The following is a 22,150-nucleotide window of genomic DNA, read 5'->3' as shown; positions in this document are numbered from 1 at the left end:
TGCAAGGCGGGCTTTCGTGTCATTGCCCGGCGTTCTTTTTCCCACAAATCCAAGGAGTGACGCCCCTGCCACTCATTCGGCTTCACGCCCCGGCATCCGTGCTGCTTCACTGGCCGCGCCGATGACTGAACCCCAGCCGACCCGCGAACAGCTCCGCCTTGAAGGCTTCGAATTGATCGATGACACCCTCGCCTTCCTGATCGGCTGTCTGGGGGATGCCCTGAAAAGCATGGGCGAGGAAGCCCTGCTCCCCTACCTGCCGTGGTCCGGCACCGTGCCGGACAGCCACCCGCCGGAGGGCACCCAGCAGCTCTACTCGATCGGCTTCCAGCTACTGAACATGGTGGAAGAACGCGTGGCCGCCGCGATCCGCCGCGAACGCGAAAAGGTGCTCGGCGCCGGCTCCATCCGCGGCCTCTGGCCCCGCGCGCTGCGCGACATGACGTCGCTCGGCCTGGGGCCGAAGGAAATCCTGGAAGTGCTGGCCGAGGTGGACGTGCAGCCCGTACTGACCGCCCACCCGACCGAGGCGAAGCGCGCCTCCGTCCGCGAGCGCCACCGCGCGCTCTACGAGGAGCTCGTCCGCAACGAATACCCGAAGTACACGGACCGCGAGCGGAACCGCATCCGCGAGCGCATCGTGACCGCACTGGAGACGCTGTGGCGCACGGGAGAAATCCACCTCGTCCGCCCGGACATCTTCCGCGAGCTGCGGGATGCCATCCACTACCTCCGCGACCTTTTCCCCGCCGCGCTGAACCGCCTCGACATGCACTTCACCGAGGCGTGGCGCGACGCCGGCTTCCCGCTGGAGATGCTGCGCGCCGCCGGGAACATCCCGCGCCTGTCCTTTGGCTCGTGGATCGGTGGCGACCGCGACGGCCACCCGCTCGTGACGCCGGACGTGACGGGCAAGGCGCTGGAAATGATGCGCCGCGCCGCCTTCCAGCTCATCAAGCGCGAGGTCGAGCAGACCGCCGGGCAGCTCACCCTCTCCCGCCAGCTCAATGAGATCCCGGACGCGCTCGAGCGCCGCATCGACGAGATCACCTTCTCCCTCGGCGACGAGGACGTGGCAAACGACCTGCACGACCGCCACCACGAGGAGCCGTGGCGCCACCTCGGCGGCCTGATCGCAGCCCGCCTGCAGCGCCAGATCGACGGGAAGGACGGCTACAGGACGCCGAAGGAACTCGACGCCGACCTGGAGCTGCTGGCCACCGGCATCCGCGGCACCGGCTGCGCGCTCATCGATGAACAGCTCATCCGCCCGCTGCGGCAAAAGCTGGATATCTTCGGCTTCCACCTCGCGCTGCTGGACGTGCGGCAGAATTCCGAATTCCACGACAAGGCGATCTCGCTGCTGCTTTCCGCGGCCAGCATTCCCGAGGGCGACAGCTACGCCTCGTGGCCGGAGGAGAAGCGCCTCGCCTTCCTCATGGAGGAGCTGAAGTCCCCGCGCCCCTTCCTCCACGACACCGCCCGCATCGGCGGCGAGGCGGATCTGGTGCTCGATTGCTACCGAGTGCTGGTGAAGCACCGCGCGGAGTGGGGCGATGCGGGCCTCGGCGCGCTGATCGTCTCGATGACGCGCCAGCTTTCCGACCTGCTCGGCGTCTTCCTGCTGGCCCGCGAGGCCGGCCTGATGGAGCACGATGCCGAGGGCTCGTGGTGCGCGCTGGAGGTGGTGCCGCTCTTCGAGACGATGGACGATCTCGACCGCTCGCCCGGCATCCTCGGCCCCTTCCTCGATCACCCCATCACCCGGCGCACGAATGCGATGCGCGCCGGCACCGGCAAGCCCAGCCAGCAGGTGATGCTCGGCTACTCCGACTCGAACAAGGACTGCGGCATCCTCGCCGCGCAATGGGCGCTCCACCGCGGGCAGGAGGCACTGACCGTGACCGGCAACGAGCACGGCGTGAAGCTCTGCTTCTTCCACGGCCGCGGCGGCACGATTTCCCGCGGCGCGGGTCCCACGCATTGGTTCATGGCCTCGCTCCCACACGGCGCGATGAGCGGGGAATTCCGCATGACGGAGCAGGGCGAGACGATCGCCCAGAAATACGCGAACCTCGCCAACGCCACCTACAACCTGGAACTGCTGCTTGCCGGTGCCGCCATCACCACCGCGACGCACCGCCACACCGAGCCAAAGGCGGACCCCGCCGAGCCCTTCCTGCCCTTCCTCGCGGAGAAGAGCCAGCAGGCCTACCAGGCGCTACTCCGCACGGACGGCTTCATCGACTTCTACCGCCAAGCCACGCCGATCGATGCGCTGGAGAACTCCCGCATCGGCTCCCGCCCCGCACGCCGCACCGGCAAGAAGGGCCACTCGATCGCCGACCTCCGCGCGATCCCGTGGGTCTTCTCATGGACCCAGGCGCGCTTTTACCTGCCCGGATGGTTCGGCGTCGGCTCCGCGCTGGAGGCGCTGCAAACCACCACGCCCGGTGAATTCCAGGCGCTGAAGGACGCGCTGAAGAAGTCCACCTTCCTCGGCTACGTCTTCACGAACGTGGAAACGAACCTCGCCTCCGCGAACCTCGACCTGATGAACGAGTATGCCTCGCTGGTGGAGGACCCGGCGCTGCGGGCGAGATTCATGGACATCATCGTCGCGGAATTCCACCGCACGCGCGATCTCCTGGAGAGCCTCTACGACGGCCACCTGAATGGCCGCCGCCCGCGCATGGCGAAGACCCTCGCCATCCGCGAGGCCCCGCTGAAAACGCTGCACCGCCAGCAGATCGCCATCCTCCGCGAATGGCGCAGACTTGTGGCCGACGAGAAGGAAGCCGAAGCCGAGGCGATGTTCCCGAAGATGCTGCTCTCCATCAACGCCATTGCCTCCGGCCTCCGCACGACGGGCTGAAAGATGGTTTCGCGCAGACGCGTGACCCTCTACCACCGCGTAGCGGTGAAGGACGGTAGCCGTGGGTTTCAACCCACGGATGAGGACCGGCGTGCGCAACGTGTCGCGTAGCGACACCGGAACCCCACGGGCGGACCGCCCTCCGGATGCCGATCCGCACCGGGCCGGTTCCTGTGTCACGACGTGACACCATGCGGACCACGCCCCGGGGTCCGTGGGTTGAAACCCACGGCTACCCTCCTTGACCGCTACGCGGTCCCGCGCGATCTGTCCGCCACAGTCCGCGACCGCCGGATTCGTTCAGCGCGACGACATCCTTGTTATAAAAGACATTCGACCCAAGCCGCCCCGATCCCACGAGCGACTCCAACTGAACCGACAGCACTCCCGCGCGCCCCTCCAACTCGTCACCGCTCGCTCCACCGACCCGCCTGCCTTTCCACCGATCACTGGTCACTGATCACCCGGCACACTGTCTTCCCCCCCGCTTCCCGCATGCTCAGCCTACCCACACGGCATTAGCCGCCCGGCGATTCCATGGCAGGATGGGGACGTGAAAGCGAACACGAACACCGACCTCAACATCCGCCGCTCCGGCGAGCGCGGTCATGTGAACCACGGCTGGCTCGACAGCCATTTCACCTTTTCCTTCGCCGACTACTACGATCCCGCGCACATGGGCTTCCGCTCGCTGCGCGTCATCAATGACGACCGCATCGCCCCGCACGGCGGCTTCCCCACGCACCCGCACCGGGACATGGAAATCTTTTCCTACATCCTGGAGGGCAGCCTCGCCCACCAGGACAGCATGGGAAATGCTCGCGTGCTGAAGCCCGGCCAGATCCAGCTCATGAGCGCGGGCAGCGGCGTGACCCACTCGGAATTCAATCCCTCCGGGAGCGAGACCGCCCACCTGCTCCAGATCTGGCTCCTGCCCCGCCAGCGCGGCCTCCAGCCCCGCTACACCGAGTGGACCCCCACCCCGGAGCAGGAGTCGGCATCGAAGGTGCTCGTCATCTCGCCCGATGGCCGCGACCACTCCGCCACCATCGCCCAGGATGCCGACATCTACCGGCTGAAGCTCCAGCCCGGCGAAACCGTCACCCACGCCCTCTCGCCCGGCCGCGGCCTCTGGCTCCACGTCATCCACGGCGAGGCGGAACTGAACGGCGCGGGAATTTTTCCCGGCGATGCCGCCTCCAGTGAACGCGCCGGAGACTACACCCTCACCGCCACCTCCACCCCGGTCGAGGCGCTGCTCTTCGACCTCGGGGTCTGAAAATCACCTCCCGTCTCGTCATTCCAACCATCGTTTGCCAATTTCCATCGAACCTCTAACGTCTCCCGTCATTCCATGAAAACCAACATCCTGACCGTCCCCGCCGCCATCTTCGCCCTGACCCTGGTCTCCTGCGAGAACCCGGCCGACAAGACCGAAGCCGCAGCCGTGAAGGACGCGGTCGAGAAGACCGAAACCACCACCGACACCGCCGCGGGCACGAAGTATGTCTTCACCCCGGAGTCGAAGGTCGAATTCACGGGCTCCAAGGTCACCGGCAAGCACGACGGCGGCTTCAAGACCTTCACCGGCCACTTCACCGTGAAGGACGGCAAGCCCGTGGGCAACGACCACAAGGTGGTGATCGACATGAACTCCACCTGGTCCGACTCCGACAAGCTCACCGAGCACCTGAAGGCCCCGGATTTCTTCGACGTGGAGAAGTTCCCGCAGACCACGTTTGACGTGACCGAGCTGACCGCCGGTGAGAACGGTGCCTACACCGTCGCTGGCAACTTCACCCTCCACGGCGTGACGAAGAACATCACCTTCCCTGCCACCGTGACCGAGAGCGGCGACACCGTGACGATCAAGGCGGAGTTCGACATCAAGCGTAAGGACTTCGGCATCGTCTACCCGGGCAAGGCCGAGGACCTCATCCGCGACGAAGTCGTGATCCGCCTCGACCTCACTGCCAAGCCGGGCGCCTGATTTTCCCCGGAACATACCTCCCGAGCGGCCCGGAGCACGTCTCCCGGCCGCTTTTTCGTGGAGTCAGGGCCCGGCCTCGACATCCGCCGGGGCCATCCGTCAGCATCGCGGAAAGCCATGCCCATCGATCTCACCGACCGCATCCAGCTCTTCCGCCAGGCGGGCCAGCAGCTCGCAGACGCCTCCTCGCCGGAGGACGTGGCCACCCTGCTCCGCGTGTGGGTCACCTATCCCCTGCCAGCGGATGCGGAGGCCATCCCCGGCACCACCGGCGGCGAGGCACTGGAGCGCTACCGGGTCACCCCCGCCTCCCCGAGCATCACCGCGCTGGTCTCGACTGACATCCCGGCGGCGGAGACCTGGGATCACCCCGTGACCCACCTGGACGCCGCCACGGTGGACCTGCGGCTCATTTCCTTCTTTGACTGGGAAGTCTCCGCCCCCCGGCCCTTCCAGTACCTGCGCGCCCGGATCATCCGCGCGGACGATCCGGTGCTGACCGGCCGCGATGCCCTGCTGGAAGCCGCCGACTGCCGCGTGGAATACCTCGACTGAGGCGCGGCCCATGGACGCCTGGGTCATCATCGGGGTCACCCAGACGGCACTCCTCTGCGCGGGCACCGTCATTTCCCTGATGTGGATTTGCCGGAAGCTGGAGGACGCCGCGGCGGCGCGGATGCTCGGCCCGCTGCTCATCCTGCAGGCCCTCTGCGCCGCCCTGCTCGGCTATCTGGTCGGCATGGAATGGTTCATCGCGCACTACAGCGGGGCGAAATACATCCCGGACACGCCCCGGCTCGACGGGCCCTTCTGGTGGATCTACGCGATCCTTTTCGCCTCCTGCCTCGCCCCGCTGGTTTTCCTCGTGCCAAAGCTCCGGCGCTCGATGCCGCTGGTGACGGGGATTTCCCTCTTCTGCTTCGCGATTTTCGGCGGGATCGTCCTCGCGATGGCACTCTGAGGCGGCGGGATTGATTTTCCGATGTCCGAAGGACTTGGCCACCGGCGCATTCCGTGCTAACAGTCCCGTCCTCTCTCGTCCCCAGCATGATGACCTCGCTGCTGTCCCGCATCGCCATCGCCGCCACAGGCCTGACCCTGATCTCCTGCGGCCCCACGAATATCATCACGAAGACCCCGCCCACGGCCCAGAAGGCCGAGCACGTCCTCTACCAATGGTATGACGACGCCGGCCCGGGCGAGGTGAAGGTCCTCATCAAGCTCTCCGAGCAGCAGGCATTCTTCACCCGCGGCGGACGGGACATCGGCTGGTGCTTCGTCGCCACCGGCAAGGAAGGCCACGGCACCCCCGCGGGCACCTACAAGATCACCGAGAAGATCGTGGACAAGCACTCGAACCGCTACGGCTGGATCGAGGACGAGTGGGGAAATGTCACCAATGGCGACGCCACCCCGCGCACGAAGGTGCCGCCCGGCGAGCGCTACGTCCCAGCCCCCATGCCCTACTGGATGCGCCTCACCAGCTACGGCATCGGCATGCATGCCGGTGTCATCCCGAAGCCCGGTGAAACCGCATCCCACGGCTGCATCCGCCTGCCAAAGGACTTCGCCCCCGTGCTCCACCACGCGGTGAAGGTCGGCACGCCGGTCACGATCTCTTACTAACGGCGGACAGACGCACGGAAGCTATGGCTTCCCGCCCGTCAGCTTCCATTTCAGCAACGGCAGGGCGACCTTGCCGAGACCTTGCGCAACCGGATGAACCCCGTCCGGGACCCAGGCTCGGAATGCGGCAAGGTCGCCCTGCTGCAGCGCCTCCCAATTCGGCTCGTGATCCACGAGCATCAGCCCGCGCTCCGCGGCGACGCTACGATACATCTCGTAGTAGGCGGCCAGATCCGGACGCAGCGTGGCGGACTGGTTGCTGCCGGACGGCGAGTCCCAGACCGTATTCATCGTCTGGAGGATGACCTCCGCCTGCGGATTCTGCGCGAGGATGGAGTCGATCATCGAGACCAGGTTCGCCCGCGCCTGCTCCACGCTGAGCTGCGGCGTACCATCGCTGTAGCGGAAGGCATCGTTCATCGCGAACTCGATGAAGACCACGTCAGGCTGGTGGGCCAGCACCTTTGACTGGAGCTGGGCGACCCCCTCCGCGGAGTTTTTCCCGCTGAGACCGCTGTTCACCACCGTGAGCAGGCCGGGATACTTCGTGGAGAGCCATGAATTCATCTGGGAGACCCAGGCACCGCCCGCGGTGAGGCTGGTGCCATAGACCACCACCTTCCGCGGCTGGCCGGACTCCAGCGCGGAGATCAGCCCCGAGGGCGTCCCCTGCAGTGCCACGCGATAGAAGCGCCGCGGCCCGTCCTGCGGCACCGCGAGCTGGAAATCCTCCAGCAGCTCCCACGCGGGACCACCCTCGATGCGAAAGCCATACAGTCCCGGCGTATAGGTGGAGCCCGCGATGCGCAGGTCGTGGATCTCCCCGGCGGAATGCAGGTCGAAGAACTCCGGATGCCGCTTCACCGCATCGATGAATGCCGTGTCCGGCGACATGGGATCGAGCCCCAGCTCCAGCTCGCGCAGGTCGCTCATCCCGTCGAAGTCGCTGTCGTCGTCCTCCGCCACGGTGGAAAATCCCACCGCATCGGCGATGACATAGCCGTTCACCCCGGTCGTCTTCACGATCACCTGCTGCACGCCGCTGAAGTAGCCGAGCAGGTTCCATTTCCCGCCATTGGACCGCTGATCTACGGTGACCGTCGTACTTCCACCCGCGGTCACGATCTCCACCGGCACGTTCGACGCGCGGTTCGAGTGCGAGGTCCACCGCAGGAAGACGCGCTGCATCCCCGCCGTGCCCGCCGGTGCCGCATAGGCCACCTGCTTCGCACCCTGGCCCGCATTGTCATTGTGCAGGTAGTCGCTGCCGAGGAAGCCGGAGGAGGAGCTGGCCGCGATCCATGCCCCGGTGGCCGTCACCTGCCCGGCATCCGTATTGTCCACGACCGCCGTCGGGAAGCCCACGGCCGGCGCACCGAGCGCCTGTCCCGCAGCGAGCAGCACCGGACGCAGGCGCGAGTAGGGCACCTGCTGCACGGTCAGCCCGTCATCCAGCGCCATGTCCGCCGCGAGCGCCGCGGACTGCGCGAGGATCATGAAGACCGGCTCCATGCGGATGGACCCGAAGGCCATGTGGCTCGCGGAAAGGCTCCACGGCACCAGCAGGTTCGGGCATTCCCCGGCCTTCGGCACGATGGACCGGTAGGAGACCGGGTAAGCATTCGCCACCGGCATCTGCACGTCGCCCTCGTTCTTCACCATGCCATTCTTCACCTGGCGCTGCACGTGGTGGGAGTCCATCGCGTAGGCGGCGAGGCCCACCGAGTCCGGAACCACGACGCTGCCGTTGCAGTGGCTCTCGTTCATCACGTGGTCGGAGACCATGCGCCGTGCCTCGCGGACGTAGAGCTGCCACGGCCAGTTGCCATTGTCGGTGAATTCATCGGCAGGCAGGCCCCACTTCGCGTATGCATTGCGGATAGACGCGGGCACCCGCTCGTGGTTCTGCAGCGTCCAGATCAGGCCGCGCTGCCAGTTCTCGTGCTGCTTTGCCAACGCGAGGCGCTCGTCGTGATCCAGCGTGGCCCAGTTCCAGCCGGGGCCGTAGTTCTTGCCGATGTAGTCGGTGGAGATACCACCCGTGTTGTTCGAGTCCGTCTTGCGGTTCGGCATCAGGTCGAGCTTGAAGAAGCCCGTCGTCTGACCCGCGGCGATCGAGCGGAAGACCAGCTCGTAGTCCGCCTCGTTGTAGCCCGGCGGCTGCGCGACCGCCACCCGGTTCGCCGCCACGTCCGTCAGCACCATGCGGAAGCAATACGCCTGCAGGCGCGTGTCGGCGCTGCCATCCACGCCGCCCGCATCCGGATTCACGCCGGGCAGCAGGCCGCTCGCCGGATTCCCCGGGACCACATACGGGTCGATGCCGTCGCGGAGCTGGTTCTTCGTCGCGCGTGCCGATTGGATGCCGCTGTAGGTCTCGCCATGGGTCGCATTTGCCTCGCGGCCGATGGTGAAGCTCACGCCCGCGCCGGGCAGCAGGTCGCCCTCGTAGCTCGCGTCGATGAAGATCTTCCCCGCGAACTCGCGGCCGTCCTCCAGCTTCAGCCGCTCGATCTTCCCGCCGTCCATAACCACGCCATCGTCCAGGTCGAGACGACCGGTGATGACCTGCACCTGGGCCTCCGAGATCATCGCGCTGAAGACCGCCTCCGCCACCTTCGGCTCGAAGACCGAGGCGACCTCGGTGGTCGCATTGAAGGCCGGTCCGCCCTGCCCCGCATTGCCAAAGCTCGCGCGCGTCTGCCAATTCCACGCGCTGCCCTGCTGGTAGTGCTGGTACACGCGGTGGTAGAATTCGCGGCTGAGCCCGCCGAGGATGGAGCTCTCGCCAAGATCCGTCCAGCCGAGCCCGCTGGTCGTGAGACCGCCGAGGTGCTGCGTCGGCGAGATGAGGACCACGGAGCGGCCCGACTTCGCCACCTGCACGGCGGCGATCACGCCGCCGGATGTGCCGCCATACACGACGACGTCACGGGACACGGGATCGGCCGCCACGGCGGGCAGCGGGAAACAGAGGGATACGGCAAGGATGAGGATGCGGTTCAAGGCGTGTCGAGGTTGGTGCGATGGAAGTCGTCTGCCCGCACGGCGGCGTGCGGCGGGTGATGCCGGATTACTACATTCATAGTATCACGGGCTTGCAGGAGTGATGCGGAGGAACTGCTTTCCCGGGGGGATCATGACCTGGCGGTTGAAAGTTTCGAGCACTCGCCACGAGACGAGGTTCTCGCCGTGCTGGACCTCGAAGATCAGGTTCACCGGCCCCTCGCCCTCTTTCCCGAGCACCACCCCGCCATTCCCCTGCGCCAGGATGCCGGCGCGGTCGTGGAGGCCGAACCATCCGGGATTCGCCCGGATGGCGGCAATGAGCGCGGAGTCGTCCACATTCGGATTCAGGCCCAGCACGGCTTCCTGCGCATCGGTGAGGCCGTCGCCGTCGCTGTCGGGACCGCCCGCCGGATCGTGCGGGGCCACATCGGCGAAGGTCTCGCCGACGCGGAGCTCGTCCACCAGGAGCGTCGCGCCGTCCTCCCCGGCGATCCTCACCCGGTCGATGTCGAAATTGCTGCCGCTGATCACGGCATCCGGCGAGGACGGGGTGCCGGCCAGTACCGGATCGAGGAAGAGGTCCACCCGGTCCGCGCCGCCCGCACCGCCGCCCTTGGTCAGCTTCAGCACCACGAAGTGCGTCGTGCCGAAGTCGCCCTTCTGCGTGTTCACGCTGTTGTTCGCCGTGAGATTGCTGGTGAGCGAGATCTGCGACGTGGTGGTCGTGCTGGGATTGCTGACGGTGAAGACCTGCTGCGACGCACGATAAAAGGACACGCCCTCGAACTTCCTGTTAGAAGCGGGGAGCCGCCACAGGAAGGAGATCCACACGTCATTCGTCACGCCGCTTCCCAGCACGCGCAGGCTGCGGGTGGTCGCCGTGCCCGTGGTGTCGGCGCATCGCCCCGTCGCATCCAGCACATTGCCCAGCGCATCGGTGAAGCCCAGGCCGTCGGCACCGGCGACGCCGGATTGCCCGTCCTGATACCAAGCACCGGCCCACCCACCGCCGCCATCGCGGGAGGTCAGCGCCGAGCCGGCACCGTAGTCGAATGACTCGTGCGCCAACGGCGCCGCATGGCAGGGCAGGATCAGGCCGATGGCAGCCAGGTGAAAGCACGGGCGCTTCATGTCACGGGGCTTGCTCGATTTTCACGCGGAGGAAGCCCTTGCCCGAGAGGCCTTCGGAGGCATCGAGACGGAAGCGGCGGTACTCGTAGTCCGATGGCAGTCCGGCGGGACCCGAGGCAGGCGCGGCCTCGCTCGTGGCGCTGCCGGGGAAGACCAGATCGAGCGATCCTTCAATCGTGTATTTCACGCCATCCGAAATGGCAGACAGCGGGGAGCCCGAGAAGACCGGCGAGCCGCCCGCCTTGCGCACCGCGAGCGTGAGCGTCAGTTCCTTCTGCCCGTTGGCATTGGTGTCCTCCAGCGCCACGACGTGATGACCATTGTCGGAGCCATCGTCGGGATCGCCGTTCAGGGCGAACTCCGTGAGATTGTCACGACCGTCGCCATCCGGGTCCGCACCCTTTCCGATGATGGCAGGATCGGTCACGCCGGGAAAACGGGCGCTGATCCACGCATCGAAAGGAGGCTGCACGCCCCCGCCGACGACCGTCAGTGCTCCCGTGGACTCGGTGAAGGTCCACTCGGAGCCACCCGCCGAGAGCTTCCAGATCCCGGAGTCCACCGGGGTCTCGGTGAAGGGTGCGGAGGAACCTGCCACCGAGAAGGTGGTGCCAAAGGTCGCGCTCGCTAGGCTGCCCACCTTCACCAGCGTCCACGAATTCCCCGTGGCAACGGAAGCGCCGGACACGTCGATGCGGAGGATGCCATCGTAGTTGAGGGTGCCCGCACCGCCGACCGAGTTCGTGATCCCGTTCGTGGTCGGGTGGAAGAGCAGCTCGCCACCATCGCCGACGATCAGGTGGGCACCGGCATTGATGACCGTGTCGGCCGTGTGGGTATTGTCACCCGTGAGCGTCTGCGTGGCAGTGCCGCCGATGACGAGCTGCACGGCATCCCGGATGATCCCCGGGAAGGTGCTCGCCGCCGTAGGATTGAGCGTGAGGGTGGACAGGGTGCTTCCGGAATTCTGGACGACGGGCGGATGCGTGCCGCCCACACCACCGAGTCCCGCGGCGGTCTGATTGAATCCCGCGAGGTCAAAAGTAGGCGAACCGGTCAGGCTCGCCGTGTTTCCCACGATGAGGTCCACGGTGGTTGGCAGCTTGTTGTCGCCGCCGATCTTCACCACGCCTCCGTTCGAGTAGATGCGGGTGGCACCGGTCCATGAGCCGCTGCCTGCGATGGTGATGGAGTCGGAGGGACTGTCACCCGCGCGGAAGTAAGGGCTCATCCCGGCGATCGCTTCGGAGATCGCACCCGTCAGCGTGAGCGATGAACCATTCTGCACGCCGATGCGCGTGGTGCCGCTGGCTCCCGCGGTGCCGGTCAGCACAATGTCGCCCGCCCAGGTATTCGCCCCCGCATTCGACTGCAGTGCGCCGCGTTGGTTGAGCGCGCCGGTGTAGAAATAATTCTGCGCGGTCTGACCCGGTCCTGCGAGGGTGAGGATCTGGCCGCTGCCATCCGTGACGCCTCCGGAGAGCATGAAGGTGGCACCATTCGAGACGCTGATGCCTCCCGTGGTGTTATCCGCCACATCCTTCACCACCGCTCCACCGCTTACCGAGAGCAGCCCGGCATACGAGTTGCTGGCATTGGAAAACCGCGCGATGCCCGAGCCGCTCTTCACGATACCCGTGGCACCGGTGATCTCGCCGGTGCCGGTGAAGTGATACGCGGCCGTGTCGAAGTCGCCGTTGTTCGTGATGCTCACCGAATGCGGGGCGAATGCAGCGGTGAGGTTCACCGTATTGATGCCATCGACCGGCTCATCGAGATTCGGGAAGATCACGCGCGCGGGTTCGGCGTAGGCCTGCGAATTGCCGTTCCAGTTGAGGGATGTCGTGTCCCAGTCGCCGTCACCGTTCCACCAACTGAATTCCACCGGCGTGGCGGCAGCCGGAGTGATCTGCGCCATGTTGAGGAATCCGCGCAGCTCCGTCTGCGTGCCATCCACGGCCACATAGATCGACTGCCCGGCAGTGACCGTCACGGGGATGGCCACATAGCTTTCACCCGCGGTGAAGGTCCCGTACTGCCCCGCATAGGCTGCGGTGGTGTAGGTCGTATTTGACTGGAATGCGGAGGACGAGAAAACGAAATCGGTGAAGGTGCCCGAAAGCGGCTCGGCGGTCGCGTGGAAGGTCATGCCGGAAAGGCTCGCGGTATTCGAGTTCGTGTTCCGGCCCATCAGGTACACGATGTAGTCGCCCGCAGCCAGGCCATCGACGCGGAAGCCGATGGCGGCACCCGTCCCGCCGAAGAATCCATCGCGCCCCACGGCCGAGGAAGCGAGACGGCTATCCCCGTAGATGGATCCGGGTGCGAGCATGCTCTGCCGGCCCGCGGTGCCGCCGCCGTTCCCGATCAGGGTGAGCGTCGAGATTGCGGTGGAGTAGCTGATGATGTTGTCCCCCGCGGATGCCTCCTGCCCCAACGTCAGGGTCACGCCCGTCGCGGCGGTCCCGTCGGAATAGCTGAGATCGGAGCGCGGGCTGGAAGTCGTGATGGTGTTCCAGGTCGTATCGGAAAGTGGAACGGCACCGATGGCATGCCCGGGACTGAGGGTCCGGTAGCTGCCGGTGGCGACAGGTCCGGGGCTTGCCGCGACGTTCGTTTCGGGGACGCCCGTATTGGGTGCCGGATTGCCGAAGTCGAACATGAGGCTGCTGGCCGAGAGCGAGACAGGAAAGCCTGCCACGAGGGCAAGCGACGACGCGAGGACGGGGAACGGTTTCATGGGTTTCTACCATCGCCCCCCGGTGGGTAAATCCGGCGAGCGATCACCTTGAATGCCCGCTCACCGCGGAGACTTAGCAGACGGCGCGAAAAAAAATGCGCCACCCTTCCCTCACGGACCTCCTGCCAACACGGCAAAAATCCGCCGGTTACTCCTACTTCTTTCCCGGCGTCTCAATCTCCGCTCGCTTCTTCAAATACACGGAGACTATCCGATCCTCGTCTTCCTTGTCCTTGAATCCCCGCTTCTTTTCTTCTGCGATGCACCAGTCGATGAACTCGGTGAAGACTGCTGCGCGAGACCGGTCTTTCACAGCCTCCACCCACGCCTTCATGCCACCGCGCACAGCGATGAAGTCTGTAATAGTCAGTGGAATCAGATCCTTTCCATCAGGCCCTTCACGAATTTTGTATCCCCCTGCGAAAGTGATCCCGTTGGTGAGAACGAGATACACGGCGGAGCCAACCGAATTATTCGACCACCCGGGACCGTCGGAGTTGGAAATGAAAGGCTGGTCGCTGTAGGAGTAGCGATCATCTTCCAGATGCTTGATGAGATAGGGAAATGCAGCCGGGCCCAGATCCTTCAGCTTCTTTATCGACGTCTCCACTTCCGGGGTGGAATAGCGGCCCGTGGATGACGTGAAGCCATCGGCCCATCCGCCCGGAACTTCGGTAGAGGTAGGTGCCGGGGCGGGACGAAGTGACACCAGTCCTTTCACGATCTCGTCCACGTTCTTCGAACCCGAATCCGCCACGGCCAACGGAAACTCCTTCGTCTCCGCGAATGCGAGAAGAGGGAACATGAAAGCAGCAAGGATCATTCTCATCTGGTCTCCCTATCCTCCCATCCGAAGGAAGCTGTGCGCAATCAAGAACCCGTTGGATGAAACTCCCGGTAAACGGGACAAGCGATGATCCGCCCCCCGGATTTTCACTGCTAAGTCCGGCGGCTCTGGCATCATCCTATCCCCGGACAGGAAACGATGCACGACGACCCGCCGACACCCGAGGAAGCCCACACCGCCAAGGTGCAGGGCCTTTTCGTCCAGTATCAGCCGGCGGTGCGCGGCTACATCCTCGCCATGATCCCGGATTTCTCCGTGGCGGACGATGTGATGCAGGAGACCTTTCTCACCGTGACGAGGAAGGCGGCCTCCTTCGAGATCGGCACCAGCTTCGCCGCTTGGGTGAAGACCATCGCGCGCTACAAGTCGCTGGAAGCACTCCGCGCGCGGCGCTTCGAGAGCCTGTCGGAGGAAGTGCTCCAGGCGCTCGGCGCGGAGCCCCGGGAATTCCGCGCGGATGCGGATGAGCGGCTGGCCCTGCTGCGCTCCTGCCTGAGCCAGCTCGCCCCGCAGGCGCGCCGGTCCATCGACTACCGCTACCAGAACGACCACCTGCCGCCACAGATCGCGGACCTGATGGGCTGCACCGTGCAGTCCGTGAATGTGACACTCTCCCGCGCGCGGGCTTTCCTCCGCGAGTGCGTGATGCGCAAGATGTCAGCGAATCCTTCCTGATGCCTCCATGTTCGACGAAGCACGACTTGATCGACTGATCTCCGCCCACTTCGACCGTGAGCTGACGGAGGAAGAACGACGCGAGCTGGAGGCCATGCTCCTCTCGTCGTCAAAGGCCCGGCAGCTTTTCCTGGAGCACTCGGAGTGGCACGGCCTGCTGCGCGAGCAGGCGCTGCAGGCAGGCGGCGCGTCGTTGCTCGAAGACACCGCGCCATCTCCGCCCGCACGGAAGGTGATCCCGTTTTCCCGCCGGGCATGGATCTCCGCGGGGCTCGCCGCATGCCTCGCCCTCGGGTGGTGGCTGGTGCCCTCGAAGGAGCAGCCCGGCACCGGAACCGACATCGCCTCAAAGGCCGACAGTCACAGCCACGAGGTCGCGCTGCTGGACCAGGCCTTCGACGTGGAGTGGGACAGCACCGCGTATGCGCCCGGCGAGGCCTTGCCAAAGGGCTTCATCAAGATCCGCAAGGGCACGCTCCAGCTCGACTTCTACAGCGGCGCGCGTGTCGTCTTGGAAGGTCCCGCCACGCTGGAATTGCTCTCGCCGAATCTGGCACGCCTCGACAATGGCAAGCTGACCGCAAAGGTCCCGCCGCCCGCCGAGGGCTTCACCGTGATCAATGCGAAGATGCGCGTCGTGGACCGCGGCACGGAATTCGGCATGAGCGTCACGAACGCCGACGACTGCGAGGTCCACGTCTTCGATGGCGAGGTGGAGTTGCAGGGCGAGGTGCCGGAAGCCACCGCCCGCGAGCTCTTCGAAGGACATGCCGTCTCGATCCGCCACGGGAAATCCGAGGCCTTTCCCGCGAGCCGCGAGGCCTTCACCGATCCCTCGCGCCTGATGCAGGAGACCGCCCGCGTGAATGAGGCGCAGCGGGGAGACTGGCAGACTGCTTCGCAGGCATTCAGCACCACGCCGGACCTGCAGATCCACTTCGACTTCGAGGGACTCGACCGCACGTCGATGATCCTGACGAATCGCGCCGCGGGTGCGGCGGGAAATTCCCACGGCACCATCATCGGCTGCGAAACGCTCTCCGGCCGCTGGGACAGGAAGGGCGCGCTCGGCTTTGCCAAGACCTCCGACCGCGTGCGATTCCGCGCGGAGGGCGTCACCCCGTCCGTGACCCTCATGGCATGGGTCCGCGTGGATAGCCTGCCGCTTGAGCACAATGCCCTGCTCTCCATGGCACCGGAGCAGATCGGCGAGATCCACTGGAAGCTCGATCGCGACGGGCGCATGCTGCTCGGCCTGCGGGCGGAGCCCGAGCACGCCTACCCCTCGTGGGAGCGCCTGGAGAGCCCGCCCGTCGTCACCCCGCAGGACTTCGGCCGCTGGCTGCATCTGGCCACCGTCATCGATGGCGATACCGGGATGATGAGGCATTACATGAATGGCAGCGAGGTCGCCGCGGGCAGCATGACGCGCAAGGTGCCGATCCAGCTCGGCCTCGCGAACCTCGGCAACTTCGACGCCTCCAGCCCGACCTCGCCAACCAATGGCATGGTGCGGAATTTCAACGGCCGCATCGATGAATTCGCCCTGCTCACCCGCGCGCTGACCGCGGAGGAAATCGCGGCGGCGATGCGCTGATGGCTGCGGTTTCCTTCGTCAAAGCCGCCTCGCCATGCTAGGCCATGCCGCATGAGCGAGATTCCCCAAGGCTACCACACCGTCACCCCGTCCCTCACCGTCCGCGATGGCGTGGCCGCGCTGGATTTCTACGCGAAGGCATTCGGTGCCGTGGAGGTCTTCCGCATGCCGGAGCCGACGGGGAAGATCATGCATGCGGAGTTCAATATCGGCGACTCGCGCATCATGCTCTCCGACGAGTATCCCCACCATGGCGCGCTCGCCCCTGCGGTGGGCGAGGGATGTTCCTTCATGCTCTACGTCACGGACATCGATGCCGCCTTCGAGCAGGCCATCGCTGCCGGTGCCACGGTGGTGCAAGCGCCGACCGACATGTTCTGGGGCGACCGCAGCGGCAAGGTGAACGACCCCTTCGGCTATCGCTGGACCCTCGCTTCCCACGTCCGCGACGTCTCGCCGGAAGAAATGGACGAGGCCGCGAAAACGTGGGCCGAGCAGAATCAGGCGTGAGCCGATACCACGCGCCTCCGCTGATCAACCGAGCGGAGGCGTCGTGCGGTCGTTCTCAAATCGCTTCAGCTTGCCCTCGCAGCGGGGGCAGCTCCGCCAGGCGATCCAGTCCTCGTATTGATCCGCACCGGAGCCCGAGGGCATCTTGCCGCAGTTCAGGCAATAGAGGCCTTCCTCGCGGTAGATCTTTCGCCGCACCCGCTTCTCGCCGAAGATCTGCCAAAGGAGGATCCCGATGATGGGCCACGGGGCGACGAGGAAAAGCGCCACCCCTTTCCAGCCCGTGACCCGCAGGCTCACGCCCATGAGTTCCATCGCCAGCAATGGCAGCGTGATGACGGGGATCAGCAGCCAGAAGGCCACCTTCATCTTCAGCCTCTGCACACGCAGCGGCCCGGCCAGCTTGTCCGAGACGGCGATGAGATCATTCGCCACGACCGGGTCACCAAAGGCACATCTCTCGTCGTCCATCGCAGTGGTGCTATTGGGGTGAGGTGGGAGCGGAAGGAAACCAGAATACTAGCTCCTGCGCCCCCGCTTTGGAATCACGCGATGGCGGGATCAGAGCTTCACCGCATAGACCTTGTTGCCAAGGACCGGCTCGCCGCTGTCGTGCGTGACGTAGGAGCGGCGATGGATGCCGCACAGCAGTCCGACGACGCCGAGGCAGATCATGAGGCTGGTGCCGCCGTGGCTGACGAAGGGCAAGGGCAGTCCGTCATTCGGCAGGGCCGCGGTGGTCACGGCGATGTTCACCATCGCGGGAATCACCAGCGCGCAGGTCATGCCAAGCGCCAGGCAGCGGTCGAAGAGATTCGAGGCACGGATAGCGATCGAGCAACCGCACACCGCGATGATCACGTAGCACAGCACGGTGCCGAGGGTGAATGGCAGCCCGAGTTCCTCGCCCACCACCGGGAAGATGAAGTCGCTGTAGGCGAAGGTGAGCGTGCCGAATTTCTCCGAGCCATTGCCGAGGCCGACGCCTTCCGGGCCTCCGTTGCCGAAGGCGAGTAGGGCGCGCCATTGCTGCTGGCCCTTCCCGCGCTGGTAGGTCTCCAGATCCAGCCAGGCCTCGATGCGGGAGCTTCGCACCGGATCCGACATGATGTACCAAATCGCCCCCGTGATACCGGTGACAGCGGTGGGGATGATGAAGAGAAGCCGAGTGCCGACGCAGAAGAATAACGCACCTGCCGCAACCGAGAGTGCGAGCGCGGAGCCCACGTCGGTCTCGATCGCGATGAGCGCGACCGGCAGCCCCACCAGCATGCCGGGCAGCACGAAGCCGCGCCAGAAGGTGTGAACCTCCGTCTGCCAGCGGGCAAACCATCCGGCCATCGCGATGAGCGCGATCACCTTTGCCAACTCGGATGGCTGGAAGGTGCCGATGCCGGGAACCCTGATCCAGCGGTTCGCCCCGAGGTACTCGACTCCCACGCCGGGAACGAAACACAGCACCAGCAATACGCACGCAAAGGCGAGTGCCCACGGCCACGCCCGGCGCAGCCAGATCGGATCCAGCTTCGCCGCGATGAACGCCGCGATCAGGCCGACCACCGCATACTTCGATTGGTCGATGACAAAGGCATACGGCGTCGCCGCGCTTTTCACCCACGCTCCGGTACTGGTCAGCATGACCAGCCCGAGCGAGACGAGGGCGGCTACGGCGGTGCAAAGGAGGATGGAAGCGCTGCGATTCATGGCGTTGGGGGGGAGAGAGCGCTGACGACCGACGGCGGGGAGAGAGGATCAGGGCACTTTCAGATTCATGCCCGGCTTCAGCTTGCGCGGGTCGGAGATGCCGTTCGCCTTCATGATGGCATCCGGCGTGGTCTTGTGTGCCTGGGCGATTTTCCAGAAGGTGTCACCGGACTTCACCTTGTAGCTGCGGTTCATCGCGGACGTCTGGGCCTGCGGCTTCACCGGGGTGGATGGAGCAGCTTGCGAGGCGGCGGTCTCGCGCTGGACGCGCGGCTTGAAGACGGTGCCGGAGCTTGCGGCAGCGGTCTCGACCATCGGGGCGTTGCGGATCTCGTCCATCACCACCGGGGTCGGGGCAGGGGCGGCTTCCTCGTTCGGCATCGCATCCGCATTCTCCAGCACGACGCTGCCATTGCGGGCGGCGATGAGTTCCTGCGGCTCCAGCGCGGTGATTGCCTGCTGCGGGATGCGCAGGATGCGGCTCGGGCGGATCTCGATGTTATTGTTCGCCTCGCGCAGCGCCTGCTCGCTCACGCCCTTGTCACGAGCGATGGAGGCGTAGGTCTCACCGGCCTTCGGCTGGTAGGGCTCGTCGTTCTTGTCGATCTTCGGCAGCGGCTCGCCGGCATCGCGCAGTTGCTTGGCCGGCACGATGGCCGAGCCTTCCTGCACGATCACGGAGTCCTTCTCGAACCACTTGCTGTGGGCGAAGATACCACCGATGGCGATGACGTGGATGATGAGGATGACCACCAGCGCACGGGCGATGCCCAGGTTCGGCACGTCGCCATCGGCATCCGGCATCGGCGCGGACACGGCGACCTTCTGCTGCTTGCGGCGGACGTTGGCGAAAAGCTTGCGGAAGACCGGCTTCTTTGCCGGACGGCGCTTCACGGAAAGATCGGAGAATTTCATGGGTGCAAATCAACGAAGATTGAGAACGAGATCACGGAAGACATCCCCGCGCTGCTCGTAGCCGGAGAACTGGTCGAAGGATGAGGTGCCCGGCGACAGCAGGACGGTGGCCCCGCGCGGCGCGAGCTTGCGGGCGGCTTCCACGGCCTCGGCGAGGGTGGTCACCTGGTTGACGGGGACAGCTGCGGAAAAGATCCCGGCGAGGGGTGCGGCGATCTGGCCATAGGTCACGGCAGCCACCGCCTTCTTTTCTAACAAAGGAACCACCGGCGCGTAGTCGAGGCCCTTTTCCTTTCCCCCGGCGATGAGCACCACCGGGCGGGTCTGCGAGCGTAGCGCGCTCTCCAGGGCATGCAAGTTCGTAGCCTTGGAATCATTGAGATATTCCACGCCATCCAGCGTGCGCACCAGCTCGCAACGGTGGAGCGGCGGCGCGTAGCCATCGAGCGCGGTGCGCGCGGCCCCGATGGGGATGCCGATCGCCTCGCACGCGGCGATGGCCGCCATCGCGTTCTCCGCATTGTGCAGGCCGCGCATGCGCGTGCTCGCCTCCAGGTCCAGCACCTCCACGCCGCGGCGCGTGATACGACGTCCATCGGAGAACCAATCCGCCTCGGGATCTTCCGTGGAGAAGGTCACCAGCTCCGGCAGGATCGCCGGGAGATTCTCCCCCGTGCGGACGATGGCCTTCTGGTCCGCGGTCTGGTTCATGAAGATGCGGAACTTCGCATCGAAGTAGGACTGCACCGTGGGATAGCGGTCCATGTGGTCCGGCGCGAAATTCAGCCAGATGGAGACATCCGGGCGGAAGTCCTTGATCGTCTCGAGCTGGAAGGAGCTCAGCTCCAGCGCCACCGCATTCGGCATCGGGTCGCGCAGCACGATCTCGCACAGCGGGTGGCCGTAGTTGCCACATGGTGCGGCATCGTAGCCGCCTGCCTTCAGGATGCGCTCGACCAGTTCGGTCGTGGTCGTCTTGCCATTCGTGCCGGTGATGCCGACGATACGGCCCTCGTAGTAGCGGTAGCCGAGCTCCGTCTCGCCGATCACCTCGCCCGCACCCTGCGAGTAGGCAGCGACGAGCGGGCCGTAGGTGTCGATGCCGGGGCTGATGACGAGCAGGTCGGAGGTCACCCCGCCGCCCTTTTCCACCGTGGCTCCCGGATGCACCTGCACGCCGACGGGCATGCCGTCGATGGACGGCGATGCATCGTGGACGTGGACCTCCGCACCCTCGCGCAGGGCGAGGGCGGCGGCTGCACGGCCGCTGCGGCCGGCACCGAGGACGACGACGATTTTTCCGGACAGGGTCATCAGGCGATCTTGAGCAGTGCGAGTCCGAAGAGGGCCAGCATGATGGAGATGATCCAGAAACGGATGATCACCTGGCTCTCATGCCAGCCGCGGAGCTCGAAGTGATGGTGGATGGGCGCCATCGCGAAGATGCGCTTGCGGCGGAGCTTGAAGCTGCCGACCTGCAGCATCACCGACAAGGCTTCCATGACGAAGACACCGCCGATGATGACGAGCAGCAGCTCCTGCTTCACGCAGATGGCCGCGGTGCCGAGCGCGCCGCCGATGGCCAGCGAACCGGTGTCGCCCATGAAAACCTTCGCCGGGTGGCAATTGAACCACAGGAAGCCGAAGCCCGCACCGGCCAGCGCGAGCAGCAGCACGGCCAGCTCGCCGATGTAGAGATTGTAGGGGATGACCAGATATTCCCGGGCCATGTAGGCGTGACCGCCGAGGTAAGCGAGCGCCGCGTAAGCAAGCGCCACCGTGATGGTGCAGCCGATCGCCAGGCCGTCGAGACCGTCGGTCAGGTTCACCGCATTCGAGCTGCCGATGATGATCGCCGCGAAGAACGGGATGACCAGGATGCCGAGGTCGATGATGGGCGACTTGAAAAGCGGGAAGCAGATCTGGCCGATGCCGATGTGGCTCGCACCCAGCTTGAAGCCCGCGCGCCCCGCCTCGATCTCCTCGGGAGTCGCGCCGTAGCCGCTGATCTCCTTTTTGAAATAGATGAAGCACGCCGCGACCACCGCGATGACGAGCTGCCAGAAGAGCTTCGTCCGCGCGCTGACGCCGTCGGACTTCTTCTGCTTCACCTTCTTGTAGTCATCGCAGAAGCCGAGCAGGCCGAGCGCCGCCATCGTGCACGAGCACACGGCCACGAAGGGATTCAACGGCTGCGCGCACACGAAGACCGAGATGAGCACCGAGCCGAGGATGAGCACGCCACCCATCGTGGGGGTGCCCACCTTGCCGCCGTGAAGCTCGGCGAGCTTGTGGACTTCCTCCGCCGTGCGGATCGGCTGGCCCACCTTCAGCGAGATGAGACGACGGATCACGCGCGGCCCGGCGAAGATGCTGATGACGAAGGCAAGCAAGCAACCCGCCGCGGCCCGGAAGGTGATGTAGCCGAGCAGATTGAGGAACGAGAAGGTGTGCGCCCACTCCTGGACGCCGCTCGCCTTCTCCGCCTCGAAAGCGGCTTTCCACCATTCGTAAATCCAGTAGAGCATGGG

The 22,150-nt window shown here is 65.5% G+C and carries 18 protein-coding genes; 9 read left to right on the top strand and 9 right to left on the bottom strand.

The genetic code is table 11. From position 1 onward, the window contains the following. Positions 1 to 121 precede the first annotated feature (121 nt). From OKA04_RS08950 to OKA04_RS08925, 6 genes are all read left to right on the top strand, one after another. Positions 122 to 2,875, top strand: a complete 2,754-nt coding sequence (locus OKA04_RS08950; protein ID WP_264500809.1) for a phosphoenolpyruvate carboxylase — start codon at positions 122 to 124, stop codon at positions 2,873 to 2,875. Positions 2,876 to 3,428: 553 nt separating this feature from the next. Further along, positions 3,429 to 4,154, top strand: coding sequence for a pirin family protein (locus OKA04_RS08945; protein WP_264500808.1), 726 nt, complete (start codon positions 3,429 to 3,431; stop codon positions 4,152 to 4,154). Between the two features lie 75 nt (positions 4,155 to 4,229). Beyond that, positions 4,230 to 4,865 carry a YceI family protein gene (locus tag OKA04_RS08940; RefSeq protein WP_264500807.1) on the top strand — a complete coding sequence of 212 codons (636 nt, stop codon included), beginning with the start codon at positions 4,230 to 4,232 and terminating at the stop codon, positions 4,863 to 4,865. Positions 4,866 to 4,982: 117 nt separating this feature from the next. Continuing rightward, the gene (locus OKA04_RS08935) at positions 4,983 to 5,420 is read left to right on the top strand and encodes a hypothetical protein (RefSeq protein ID WP_264500806.1); all 438 of its coding nucleotides are present in this window, start codon (positions 4,983 to 4,985) and stop codon (positions 5,418 to 5,420) included. Beyond that, complete coding sequence (locus OKA04_RS08930; protein WP_264500805.1) at positions 5,374 to 5,826, top strand: hypothetical protein; 453 nt, start codon at positions 5,374 to 5,376, stop codon at positions 5,824 to 5,826. The genes OKA04_RS08935 and OKA04_RS08930 overlap by 47 nt, the downstream gene beginning before the upstream one ends. 86 nt (positions 5,827 to 5,912) lie before the next feature. Beyond that, complete coding sequence (locus tag OKA04_RS08925) at positions 5,913 to 6,491, top strand: L,D-transpeptidase family protein (RefSeq protein ID WP_264500804.1); 579 nt, start codon at positions 5,913 to 5,915, stop codon at positions 6,489 to 6,491. A 21-nt stretch (positions 6,492 to 6,512) separates the two neighbouring features. Here the strand turns inward: OKA04_RS08925 and OKA04_RS08920 are convergent, their stop codons facing one another. The 4 genes from OKA04_RS08920 to OKA04_RS08905 all read right to left on the bottom strand — a co-directional run bounded on the left by OKA04_RS08920 (position 6,513) and on the right by OKA04_RS08905 (position 14,104). Beyond that, complete coding sequence (locus OKA04_RS08920; protein WP_264500803.1) at positions 6,513 to 9,497, bottom strand: FAD-dependent oxidoreductase; 2,985 nt, start codon at positions 9,495 to 9,497, stop codon at positions 6,513 to 6,515. A gap of 84 nt (positions 9,498 to 9,581) precedes the next feature. After that, positions 9,582 to 10,631, bottom strand: coding sequence for a thrombospondin type 3 repeat-containing protein (locus OKA04_RS08915; protein ID WP_264500802.1), 1,050 nt, complete (start codon positions 10,629 to 10,631; stop codon positions 9,582 to 9,584). 1 nt (position 10,632) lies between these two features. Next, positions 10,633 to 13,371: a beta strand repeat-containing protein gene (locus OKA04_RS08910; protein ID WP_264500801.1), complete on the bottom strand. Its 2,739-nt coding sequence runs from the start codon at positions 13,369 to 13,371 to the stop codon at positions 10,633 to 10,635. A 154-nt stretch (positions 13,372 to 13,525) separates the two neighbouring features. Then, entirely contained in the window at positions 13,526 to 14,104 is a 579-nt protein-coding gene (locus OKA04_RS08905; RefSeq protein WP_264500800.1) for a hypothetical protein, read from the bottom strand. 252 nt (positions 14,105 to 14,356) lie between these two features. On the opposite strand from OKA04_RS08905, the gene OKA04_RS08900 reads away from it, so the two are divergent. The 3 genes from OKA04_RS08900 to OKA04_RS08890 are packed head-to-tail and all read left to right on the top strand — an operon-like array spanning position 14,357 to position 17,000. Further along, positions 14,357 to 14,893, top strand: coding sequence for a sigma-70 family RNA polymerase sigma factor (locus tag OKA04_RS08900; RefSeq protein WP_264500799.1), 537 nt, complete (start codon positions 14,357 to 14,359; stop codon positions 14,891 to 14,893). 7 nt (positions 14,894 to 14,900) lie between these two features. After that, complete coding sequence (locus tag OKA04_RS08895) at positions 14,901 to 16,490, top strand: LamG-like jellyroll fold domain-containing protein (protein ID WP_264500798.1); 1,590 nt, start codon at positions 14,901 to 14,903, stop codon at positions 16,488 to 16,490. 51 nt (positions 16,491 to 16,541) lie between these two features. Then, complete coding sequence (locus OKA04_RS08890) at positions 16,542 to 17,000, top strand: VOC family protein (protein ID WP_264500797.1); 459 nt, start codon at positions 16,542 to 16,544, stop codon at positions 16,998 to 17,000. A gap of 24 nt (positions 17,001 to 17,024) precedes the next feature. Here OKA04_RS08890 and OKA04_RS08885 read toward each other — a convergent pair whose 3' ends face one another. The 5 genes from OKA04_RS08885 to mraY form a co-directional block, all read right to left on the bottom strand. Continuing rightward, positions 17,025 to 17,471, bottom strand: coding sequence for a hypothetical protein (locus tag OKA04_RS08885; RefSeq protein WP_264500796.1), 447 nt, complete (start codon positions 17,469 to 17,471; stop codon positions 17,025 to 17,027). Between the two features lie 90 nt (positions 17,472 to 17,561). Then, a complete protein-coding gene (locus tag OKA04_RS08880) occupies positions 17,562 to 18,704 on the bottom strand; it encodes an FtsW/RodA/SpoVE family cell cycle protein (protein WP_264500795.1) in 1,143 nt (380 codons plus the stop codon). Positions 18,705 to 18,752: 48 nt separating this feature from the next. Continuing rightward, complete coding sequence (locus tag OKA04_RS08875; RefSeq protein ID WP_264500794.1) at positions 18,753 to 19,619, bottom strand: LysM peptidoglycan-binding domain-containing protein; 867 nt, start codon at positions 19,617 to 19,619, stop codon at positions 18,753 to 18,755. Positions 19,620 to 19,628: 9 nt separating this feature from the next. Continuing rightward, a complete protein-coding gene (murD, locus tag OKA04_RS08870) occupies positions 19,629 to 20,933 on the bottom strand; it encodes a UDP-N-acetylmuramoyl-L-alanine--D-glutamate ligase (protein WP_264500793.1) in 1,305 nt (434 codons plus the stop codon). Beyond that, positions 20,933 to 22,147, bottom strand: coding sequence for a phospho-N-acetylmuramoyl-pentapeptide-transferase (gene mraY / locus OKA04_RS08865; protein ID WP_264500792.1), 1,215 nt, complete (start codon positions 22,145 to 22,147; stop codon positions 20,933 to 20,935). The genes murD and mraY overlap by 1 nt, the downstream gene beginning before the upstream one ends. Positions 22,148 to 22,150: the final 3 nt, after the last annotated feature.

The organism is Luteolibacter flavescens, from assembly GCF_025950085.1.
GTDB lineage: Bacteria > Verrucomicrobiota > Verrucomicrobiia > Verrucomicrobiales > Akkermansiaceae > Haloferula > Haloferula flavescens.
The sequence above is the reverse complement of the archived record's forward strand: the minus strand, read 5'-3'. Positions and strand labels throughout refer to the sequence as shown.